Origin of the sequence: Pseudomonas sp. NBRC 111143 (assembly GCF_001320965.1) — a bacterium.
Taxonomy (GTDB): domain Bacteria; phylum Pseudomonadota; class Gammaproteobacteria; order Pseudomonadales; family Pseudomonadaceae; genus Aquipseudomonas; species Aquipseudomonas machongensis.
Window position 1 is genome coordinate 1 of the sequence record NZ_BCBT01000096.1, and the last position, 6,526, is coordinate 6,526.

7 protein-coding genes are annotated in these 6,526 nt (G+C 57.0%); 5 read left to right on the forward strand and 2 right to left on the reverse strand.

The annotated features are described in order from the left end of the window. Window positions 1-155 precede the first annotated feature (155 nt). On the reverse strand, window positions 156-1,034 hold the full coding sequence (locus APH44_RS28560; protein ID WP_054895635.1) for a LysR family transcriptional regulator: 879 nt from the start codon (window positions 1,032-1,034) through the stop codon (window positions 156-158). A 108-nt stretch (window positions 1,035-1,142) separates the two neighbouring features. Between APH44_RS28560 and APH44_RS28565 the strand changes: the two genes are divergently transcribed. Beyond that, entirely contained in the window at window positions 1,143-2,156 is a 1,014-nt protein-coding gene (locus APH44_RS28565; protein WP_054895636.1) for a zinc-dependent alcohol dehydrogenase family protein, read from the forward strand. 137 nt (window positions 2,157-2,293) lie between these two features. Here the strand turns inward: APH44_RS28565 and APH44_RS28570 are convergent, their stop codons facing one another. Continuing rightward, window positions 2,294-3,118, reverse strand: a complete 825-nt coding sequence (locus APH44_RS28570; protein WP_054895637.1) for an AraC family transcriptional regulator — start codon at window positions 3,116-3,118, stop codon at window positions 2,294-2,296. A 128-nt stretch (window positions 3,119-3,246) separates the two neighbouring features. Between APH44_RS28570 and APH44_RS28575 the strand changes: the two genes are divergently transcribed. From APH44_RS28575 to APH44_RS28590, 4 genes are all read left to right on the forward strand, one after another. After that, window positions 3,247-3,765, forward strand: coding sequence for a carboxymuconolactone decarboxylase family protein (locus APH44_RS28575; RefSeq protein ID WP_054895638.1), 519 nt, complete (start codon window positions 3,247-3,249; stop codon window positions 3,763-3,765). Window positions 3,766-3,777: 12 nt separating this feature from the next. Next, window positions 3,778-4,032: a glutaredoxin 3 gene (gene grxC, locus APH44_RS28580; RefSeq protein WP_054895639.1), complete on the forward strand. Its 255-nt coding sequence runs from the start codon at window positions 3,778-3,780 to the stop codon at window positions 4,030-4,032. Between the two features lie 561 nt (window positions 4,033-4,593). Beyond that, on the forward strand, window positions 4,594-5,013 hold the full coding sequence (locus APH44_RS28585) for an organic hydroperoxide resistance protein (RefSeq protein ID WP_054895640.1): 420 nt from the start codon (window positions 4,594-4,596) through the stop codon (window positions 5,011-5,013). A gap of 539 nt (window positions 5,014-5,552) precedes the next feature. Then, window positions 5,553-5,987, forward strand: a complete 435-nt coding sequence (locus tag APH44_RS28590) for a hypothetical protein (protein WP_054895641.1) — start codon at window positions 5,553-5,555, stop codon at window positions 5,985-5,987. Window positions 5,988-6,526 lie beyond the last annotated feature (539 nt).

The following is a 6,526-nucleotide window of genomic DNA, read 5'->3' on the forward strand; positions in this document are numbered from 1 at the left end:
AGGTGCCTGGAAAATTGCAACTTGCCGCGGCTGCACGACAAGTTGATCGGAGCATCCTTGGGAAATCTAACAACTACGGTGATTCAACTTGCCGGATTGAGTTTTACCTCTGCTGGATGGACCTCAATCAAGCATCTCCAACGCGGTCGGCGCGCTCATAGGTGCTCTCGGAGAAAATCGACGAAAGCCATCGTCCGCGCCGAGCGTCGCCGCTCTGGACTGAGCACTGCGCTCACAGGCAGCGCAGTAGTCTGATAATCGTCGAGCACGGTGGAAACCCGGCCCTGTTCGACATCGGCGGCGAAAAGCCATTCAGGAGACAGGGAAATGCCCAGGCCGGAGAGGACCATTTCACGGATGGCCTCGCTGCTGTTGCTGGTGATATTGCCTTTGATGGATATATCGAGCTCTTTAGCATCGCGCTTGAAGTGCCAGATGTCGTAATGCTCCAGCAGGGTGAACGCGATGCAGTTGTGACCTGTCAGTGCGCCGGGCTCGCGTGGCATACCGTGACGATCCAGATAGGCGGGCGCGGCATAGACCCGCCGTGTGCTGGTGCCAAGAGGCATCGCCACCACCCCCTCGCTCTTCACCACGCCGATACGGATGGCCAGGTCGATATTCTCCTTGAGCAGGTCTTCATTGTGATCGCTCAGCCGCAGGTCAATCCGCACATCGGGATAGCGCTGCAGAAAAATCCCTAGCAGCGGCGCGATACACAGCCTCCCGTAACTGACAGGTGCGGCTACGCGCAGCGGGCCAGCGATCTGCTCCTGGCCGCTGGCGAAGCTGCGCGTGGCGGTCTCGAGGTTGGCGAGAATTTCCTGGCAGTGGCCGTAGAACCGTTGTCCCTGGTCGGTCAGGGACAGGTGGCGGGTACTGCGGGCGAATAATGGCCCGCCGAGATGCTGCTCCAGAGCGCGGATCTGCTTGCTCACTGCCGGCTGCCCCACGTTCAGCTCTCGAGCCACCGCAGAAAACGACCCACGCTCCACGACGCGTCCGAAGATGCGCATGCTGTCAAACAGATCCATCGGCAATTAGGCCTCTTTTCGGAATAAGTAATATGCAAATTTAGTTTCTTATCGGAATACTGAAAGCGCGGCAACCTGTAGGCGTCCACTTCATCGAGGCCCTACATCATGAATCACACAATGCTTGCTGCTATTGCTGAGTCCGCCCAGGCCCCACTGGTCTTACGCCACATCGCTCGCCCCATTCCCGGCAAGGGCCAGGTACTGGTCAAGGTCCATGCCGCCGGGGTCAACCCGCTCGATAGCAAGATCGCCTCCGGCACGGCGGCCCACGCCCGCCAGCCACTGCCCGCCGTGCTCGGTCTGGATCTAGCCGGTACGGTCATCGAATTGGGCGAGGCGGTTGAAGGTTTCGCGCTTGGCGAAGAGGTCTTCGGCATGGCCGGCGGGATCGGTGGTGCCCAGGGCGCTATGGCCGAATACATCGCCGTCGACGCCCGGCTGATCGCGCCCAAACCACACACACTCAGCATGCGCGAGGCTGCCGCCTTGCCGCTGGTATTTATCACCGCATGGGAAGGCCTGGTGGATCGCGCCAACGTTCGCGCTGGCCAACGCGTGCTGGTTCATGGCGGCGCTGGCGGTGTCGGTCAAGTCGCCGTGCAACTGGCCAAGGCGCGTGGTGCCGAGGTCTACGCCACCGGTTCGGCAGCGAGTCTGGACTTCATTCGCTCGCTGGGGGCTACGGCTATCGACTATCAGGCGGAGAGCGTGGATAGCTATGCCGAGCAGCATACGGCCGGGGAAGGTTTCGACATCGTCTACGACACGGTAGGCGGCACCACGCTGGATGCGGCGTTCAAGGCAGTGAAGCCCTATACCGGGCACGTACTGAGCTGCCTTGGTTGGGGGCAACACAGCCTCGCGCCGCTGTCGTTTAAAAGTGCCACCTACTCGGGCGTATTCACCCTGACGCCGTTACTCACCGGCAAAGGCCGCGAACACCACGGGGCTATCCTACGCGAGGCCGCCGCGCTGGCGGATGCCGGACAACTGAGGATTCGCGTCTATCAGCAGCGCTATGAGCTGCATGAGGTCAACGAGGCGCTTCGCCAGGTCGCGGAAGGTCGCGGCAAGGGCAAGACGGTAATCGAGTTGCTGAGCAACCCCTCTCCCCTGTAGTCGCAGCCGGGCGAGTCATCGGTCTTGTAACCTAACCCTTTTACGTTTCAGCGGTTGTCCTCACAGGCGCCTGTGAGGACAACCGCTTGGTTATTTGCGCCGTTAGTATCTGGACTCTGCGGGTATGCCCGCAGGCTTCACACAAGGTTACGTTGCATCCATTCACGCGGACTTGCGCCGAGCTTGCGACGAAACGTGCGGGCAAGCGCTGAAGGGCTTTCGTAGCCAACCTCGTCGGCAATCAGTGCGATAGGTCGCCCCTCACGCAAACGCTTTTGCGCCAAGCTGATTCTCCAGTTCGCCAAATAATCCGCAGGTGTGGTGCCTACGGTCTTGCGAAAGTGCGCCGCAAAACTTGCGCGCGACATACTGGCAATGTCAGCCAGATCAGCCACGGACCAGTTGCGCTGTGGCTCACTGTGCATGCAGGTGAGCGCGCGCGACAGACGAGCGTTGGCCAACCCAGCCATCATCCCCGAGGCAATGCTGCGGCTGGCAATGAGATGGCGAAGCAGCTGAATCACCATCAGCTCGAACAGGCGATTGAGGACGACATCACGGCCGCATTCGTCGCCGAAGGCTTCTTCAAACAACCAGTCGAGGTTGCCCGTGAGACCCGGCAACTCTCGAAGTGGTTTGACGATGTAGTCCGGCAAGGCAAGGGTCAGGGGGTTATTGGCACCGCCATCGAACAGTAAGGTGGCACACACCAACTCCGCCTCATCGACCTCTGTTGCCACCAGTTGATGTTCCAGCGGACGAGCGACTAGCACCAGGCTCGGCTCTACCAACTCGATAAGCTGATTGCTCTTATCCCTGAAGGTCAGGCGTCCCGATCGCAATAAGTGCGCATGCCCGTAGCTGCCCTGACCGTAGATGTCGGTTGTTCCGCAAAAACCGCCCTTGTGAAATGTGGCGGCATGCAGGTTGAAGTGTTTAAGCAGCGTTGATAAACGGTCCATAGCCGGCTCTATTTAGACGATCTGTTGCATACCATCGACGATCTGAATCCGAAAATAAAGCCTCGGTCCCTAGTATTAGCTCCAAGCTTGATCGACAAGCTCCTTGCTCAAACTACTGGAGAACCACCATGACTCGCATCGCCGCTCTCACTTTGGAACAAGCACCTGCTGGCTCGCGCGCTGCCCTCGAAGGCATTCAGAAAGGCCTCGGATTTATTCCCAATGCCTTCAAAACATTGGCGCATGCACCTGCTGCATTAAATGGCTATCTGGGCCTCGCTCAAGCGCTGGGCAAAATCTCGCTGAATGCTGCCGAGCGTGAAGTGGTTGCCCTGGCCACCTCAGAAATCAACGGCTGCGACTACTGCATCGCTGCCCACTCGTTCTTCGGGGCAAAGTCTGGTTTGAGCGAAGAGGACATTCGCCAGGCCCGCTCAGGCACGCTCAACGCAATTGCCGCGCTGGCACACCAGATCACCGAGAGCCGTGGTCAATTGAGTGATGCTCAGATAGCCGCTGCGCACGAGGCAGGCCTTAGCGATAGCAAGATCGTGGAAGTGGTCGCGCAGGTAACGCTGTTAACCCTGACCAACTACCTGAACAACATCGCCGCTACCGATATCGACTTCCCGCCATCGGCACACTAGGAGGCAAGCGCTATGAGCCAAGTAACCGTCTACACCACACAGCATTGCCCTTATTGCCTGAGCGCAAAGAGCCTGTTGGCGCGCAAGGGGGTCACTGCAATCGAAGTTGACGTTGAGACATCACCTCAGCGACTCGCGGAAATGCTGCAGCGATCCCAGCGCAGAACCGTCCCGCAGATATTTATTGGGGACAGGCATGTCGGCGGCTTTGACGATCTGGCAAGCCTTGATCGCAAAGGCGAACTGGATGCCCTGTTACAAGCTTGATGCACTCTAATGCTCCGGATGTCATCACCATGCGGAGCATATTTTTTACTTTCCTGACCCAATACCAAGCGGGACTCACTCGGCACGCTATCCGCCTTAGCGTCGAATGAAGGGCTGATAAGGGTCGCGTGCTGCTAGGCGTCATGGCCCGCTTCTGGTCGGTATCTGCCTGTCACGACAGGTAGGTGCCGACCAGAAGTGGACAATTCAGATTATCCGGCTGCTGCCGGTGCTCTAGGCCGTTCCAATAGTCGCTGAGGGCATAGTTTCCTTCCTCGATACTAAATCGAATGGTTTTCAGTTCTGAATGCCAACCTGAATCTTCTGTCGCGCAACCCAGCGGTAACAACATTCCGGCAATAGCCTATCGCCAGAAGTAGGATGACACCCTATTTGTAACGCTCTGTATCTCGGCATGAAATCTTACACAAGCTTGCACAAACAGAACGGCAGGACACATCTGCATTACATGCGCGTGAAAGATTGGGTTACATCAGGAACACACCGTTTCCTGATAGTGCGCGTGACGAAACGGCACAACTCAACCCACGAGGTACTCCCATGATCAACGCTATTGAAAATGTGCTTTACACCGGTAAGACCCATACCACCGGGGGGCGTAACGGCGAGTCGCGCAGTTCCGACGGGCGACTGGACATCAAGCTTTCCGCGCCTGGTTCCTCTGGCCCTGGCACCAATCCCGAGCAGTTGCTAGCAGCAGGCTGGTCGGCCTGCTTTATCGGTGCCATCGGCAAGGCGGCTGCTGCGATGAAAGTGACGCTGCCCAGCGACGTGTCGGTGGATGCAGAAGTGGACTTAGGCAACACCGGAACCGCCTACTTCCTTCGTGCACGGCTCAATGTCAACCTTCCTGGCGTGGACCCTCAAGTCGCCCGGTCACTGGTCGATACTGCGCACGGCACTTGCCCCTACTCGAAAGCGACTCACGGCAACATCGACGTCGAAATTAATCTTCTCTGACCCCGATACGCAGCGCGGCCCCAAATGGGCCGCACTGTCGCGAGCACATTGGCCGTTCTGGCCGCACCCGCTATGGCCGGATTTGCCGATCACTGCTTGTCAGCCTTACCAGGCTAAATCTCGCAGCCCTGAACAAGCTTCAAGGTGTTTATCATCGTTTGTTGCTTGCTACTCCTCCCCGCCCTCACCCGCTGCTCCTAAGAGCGAAGTCGCGGTCGCTCCAAGAGCCACGTCCAAGCTCAATGACCCACAAGCAGCCGCTGCCCACACCGTGTTGCTGTGTGAACGCAGCTAGGTATGAGTCGCCCCGCGACGATCAGCCTCAATCCGCTGATCTCAATCATGAGAAACACCTATGGTCTGCGGCCGTCATGAGCATGCTGATGCGGCAGCGCGTTGCCGATTCCGGCAAAAATTTGCAGGCCTCGAGCGAGCTGCGCATCGCTTAGATAGAGCTAGTGCGGAGCTGGGAATGAAAGCTCACCTGGCATTTATATTGCTCTCGTCATGTTGGTCAACAAAACACCTAGAGAGTACCTATGACAAGCATCAATGGACTGGGTCTGAATGTTCCTGTGGGGTATCACAGTAAGCACGCGCGTATCGACGAGAGCCCCTCACAAAGCGATGCAAACCAGGTCGGGAAGGCGCAGGCTTTAGTTGCGGCGGAACAGCAGGAAAAGAGCGCCACAGATAAGTTCATGGAATACATGAACATGTCGGATCAGGAGAAACTCCAATATATGCTCCTGGCACAGATGGGAATTTCCAAGGAGGAATACGACTCCATGTCGCCCGAGGAGAAAGCCAGCATCGATGAAAAAATAGAGGAGAGAATGAAGCAGATTTCTGAGGCACAGAATAAGCAAGGTTCGCAAGGAGCCGAGCGCTCTAGCACTGAAGGAAAGCTCAATGCTGCCATCGAAAACTCACAAGCAAGAGAGCGTAAACCCGTTCTAGATTTGAGCGCTTAAGGGTATGGCACATTTCCTCTGCTGAAGGATTATCTCGATCAGTTGCGGGCCCAAGGGTCGAGGCAATCAGTAAGACCGGATCAGGCGATTATTGCCTGACTATCCGATCACCTACGGCGCCGCAAAGGCACAGCATACTGCAGCCCCTACCAAAAACTGCGACGACATCGCAGCGTATTATGCGGGCCAAGGTGACCGAATGGCGGGCAAAGTACCGGCGGCATATCTGATCACAACCCCTACCAGACAGATTGCGACTCAGGATAACAAGATAGTTGTCTCGTACTGCTAACTTTTCCGCTACTTACAAGGCATTGGTAGCATCGATATCTACCATCAACCCGATGAAGTTCTCTAAAAAAACCTCGGGCGTAACATCTGCTCCGTACCCAGCCAACAACTTCCCGGAGCACACGACCATGAATCGCCAAGCTATCCTCGGTTTTGCTTTCTCTATACTCGCCGCCAACGTTTTTGCGGATTCCGCCACTCAATCCATTATCACTGCGAGTGGTTCCGCCCCCCTCAGCCAGAACAGT

Coding starts and splice junctions, on each gene's coding strand:
- APH44_RS28560 (WP_054895635.1), bottom strand. CDS start 1,034: ATGGATCTGTTTGACAGCATGCGCATCTTCGGACGCGTCGTGGAGCGT.
- grxC (WP_054895639.1), top strand. CDS start 3,778: ATGAGCCAAGTAACCGTCTACACCACACAGCATTGCCCTTATTGCCTG.
- APH44_RS28585 (WP_054895640.1), top strand. CDS start 4,594: ATGATCAACGCTATTGAAAATGTGCTTTACACCGGTAAGACCCATACC.
- APH44_RS28565 (WP_054895636.1), top strand. CDS start 1,143: ATGAATCACACAATGCTTGCTGCTATTGCTGAGTCCGCCCAGGCCCCA.
- APH44_RS28590 (WP_054895641.1), top strand. CDS start 5,553: ATGACAAGCATCAATGGACTGGGTCTGAATGTTCCTGTGGGGTATCAC.
- APH44_RS28570 (WP_054895637.1), bottom strand. CDS start 3,118: ATGGACCGTTTATCAACGCTGCTTAAACACTTCAACCTGCATGCCGCC.
- APH44_RS28575 (WP_054895638.1), top strand. CDS start 3,247: ATGACTCGCATCGCCGCTCTCACTTTGGAACAAGCACCTGCTGGCTCG.